Raw genomic sequence first — 2823 nt, forward strand, 5'->3', positions numbered from 1 at the left:
TCAAATCGTCGCTATTTTAAAAGAAGCTGAAGCAGGTATTCCTGTCAAGGAACTCTGCCGTAAATATGGCATGGGGAATTCAACTTTCTATAAATGGCGAGATAAATACGGTGGTATGGAAACCTCGGATATCAAACGTTTAAAGGAGCTGGAGGCCGAAAACCGTAAACTTAAACAGATGTTTGCTGAGCTCAGTTTAAAATCTCAGCTTCAGGAAGAAATCATAAAAAAGCTTTAGTGCCAACTGGGGCACGTAAAACGTGGGCACAGCAACTACAACAAAATCATTTGGTTACTATTGCTATGAGTTGTGCCATTGTTGGCTTAAGTCGTTGTGCTTACTATTATCAACCTAAGTTACAGGATGATTCGGTGATTGTTTCGGTATTGAATGCTATCACAGACCGGCATTTACGCTGGGGCTTTCCTAAATGCTTTAATCGTATCAGAAAGCTCGGCTATAAATGGAATCATAAACGGGTATATCGGGTGTATTGTGAATTAAAGCTTAATCTCAGGGTAAAGCGTAAAAAACGTATTCCTCCACGAAGCCCAGAAAGGCTATTGGTTCCTAATAAACAAGGTGAATGTTGGTCAATGGATTTTATGAGTGACAGTAGCTGTAATCAACGTCGCTTTAGGACATTCAATGTCATTGATGACTTTAATCGTGAGGCGTTAGGTATTGATATTGCAGTAAGCTTACCGGCAGTGAGAGTTACCCGTTACTTAGATAAACTGGCTGAATATCATGGCTATCCATTAAAAATACGCGTCGATAATGGACCAGAATTTACAGGAAAAACCTTTATAAACTGGGCTAAATCACATGATATAGCCATTGATTATATAGAGCCCGGTAGCCCATATCAAAACGGGTACATTGAACGATTTAATCGCACCTATCGTACTGAAGTACTCGATTTATATCTTTTTAACAACTTAGCGCAAGCAAGGAGAATAACCGAAGAATGGTTAACGATTTATAACACCGAAAGACCGCATGAGGCATTAAATAACATGACACCGCTCGAATATAAAACACTAAAACAAACAGCATGATTTTCTACTTGAATCTTGTACTAAGTTTGGGGTATTTACAAGAAAAAATTGAACGTAACAAAATTTCTTCAATACATTTAGATATAAGAAATAATCTTTTTCATGGGGATGGGACAATTAATGGAGAACAATACCCATTGATTTTAAAAAAGAAAGTATCTCTTATAAAGAGATTATATCAAGTATAAAGGTAGAGGCTATTAATGACAATGATTACGAATTAGTGATTGTTGTAAATCAAAATGAACAAAGATTACGTTTTTTTCTTTAGAAGATAAAATAAATATTATTTTTGAAGATTTAAATTTCGATTCTTACCCTGATATTAGAGTTTCTGAAAATTATGGCGATGTTAATATAAGTTACTCTTATTTCCTCTATGATCCAAAAACATCCATTTACCGTTATTCTAAACAATTATTTAATAATATTATTAACCCAAAGGGGTTATATCAAAATAAAGTATTAATAGGTCAATCTCATGACGGATGCTGTTTTTATGAAAAATCAATATGGTATCACAATAACCTTTATAAATTTAGCATTAATTATCTTAAAAATAAAGGGGGGGAAATGATTCATTATAATGACAAAAACAAAGTAATAAAAAAGACTTCAATTAATAAAGTCATGTTTGAAAATGCTCCATTAATAAAAATGATAGATAATAATTTATAAACTTAATTTAAAATTAAAGTGTTTTATATTAAACATTATGTAGTACTTTGTTCCGCTATGAGGGCTGCACAAACAAGGAATATTAAGGGGTAGTTACACCAGAAAAGCCATAAAGTGTAATAATGTAATTCAATTTTAAGTATGCAGAAAAAATATTATGAAAAGACATACCCGAGGATGAAGTAGAGTTTATTGCAAATAAAATAACAGAGATTAAACAAGATTCAGATAAAAAATTATAAATCTAATTATTATTGAGTTAATTGTAATTATTTTAATGTAACTATCCCCTAAAATAGTACAGCAAAAAAGTAGAAAATTCTCTATGATACAAGTAAAGGGGATTTAATTATGAAAAAAATGACTGAACATCAAATCGTCGCTATTTTAAAAGAAGCTGAAGCAGGTATTCCTGTCAAGGAACTCTGCCGTAAATATGGCATGGGGAATTCAACTTTCTATAAATGGCGAGATAAATACGGTGGTATGGAAACCTCGGATATCAAACGTTTAAAGGAGCTGGAGGCCGAAAACCGTAAACTTAAACAGATGTTTGCTGAGCTCAGTTTAAAATCTCAGCTTCAGGAAGAAATCATAAAAAAGCTTTAGTGCCAACTGGGGCACGTAAAACGTGGGCACAGCAACTACAACAAAATCATTTGGTTACTATTGCTATGAGTTGTGCCATTGTTGGCTTAAGTCGTTGTGCTTACTATTATCAACCTAAGTTACAGGATGATTCGGTGATTGTTTCGGTATTGAATGCTATCACAGACCGGCATTTACGCTGGGGCTTTCCTAAATGCTTTAATCGTATCAGAAAGCTCGGCTATAAATGGAATCATAAACGGGTATATCGGGTGTATTGTGAATTAAAGCTTAATCTCAGGGTAAAGCGTAAAAAACGTATTCCTCCACGAAGCCCAGAAAGGCTATTGGTTCCTAATAAACAAGGTGAATGTTGGTCAATGGATTTTATGAGTGACAGTAGCTGTAATCAACGTCGCTTTAGGACATTCAATGTCATTGATGACTTTAATCGTGAGGCGTTAGGTATTGATATTGCAGTAAGCTTACCGGCAG

At 34.1% G+C, this 2823-nt stretch carries 4 protein-coding genes; all 4 read left to right on the forward strand.

Annotated elements, in window-relative coordinates; genetic code table 11:
- Positions 1-1062, forward strand: a protein-coding gene (locus A9G23_RS04655) for an IS3 family transposase (protein WP_442899765.1) whose coding sequence is annotated in 2 segments (ribosomal slippage) — positions 1-227 and positions 227-1062 — 1063 coding nt annotated over the 2 segments. Because the reading frame shifts where the segments join, the coding sequence is not laid out codon by codon here. This gene is flagged as partial in the annotation.
- A gap of 288 nt (positions 1063-1350) precedes the next feature.
- Entirely contained in the window at positions 1351-1740 is a 390-nt protein-coding gene (locus A9G23_RS11895; RefSeq protein WP_442899766.1) for an XAC2610-related protein, read from the forward strand.
- A 351-nt stretch (positions 1741-2091) separates the two neighbouring features.
- A complete protein-coding gene (locus A9G23_RS04665) occupies positions 2092-2349 on the forward strand; it encodes a transposase (protein ID WP_065586190.1) in 258 nt (85 codons plus the stop codon).
- Positions 2349-2823 (forward strand): IS3 family transposase (locus A9G23_RS04670; RefSeq protein WP_141674914.1); only part of this gene is annotated, 475 nt, incomplete at its 3' end. The genes A9G23_RS04665 and A9G23_RS04670, both read left to right, overlap by 1 nt.

This window comes from Gilliamella sp. App4-10 (assembly GCF_001690495.1).
Classification (GTDB): Bacteria; Pseudomonadota; Gammaproteobacteria; order Enterobacterales; family Orbaceae; genus Gilliamella; species Gilliamella apicola_G.

Excerpts from the sequence above, each read along its gene's own strand:
- A9G23_RS04665 (WP_065586190.1), top strand. The coding sequence starts at position 2,092 with ATGAAAAAAATGACTGAACATCAAATCGTCGCTATTTTAAAAGAAGCT.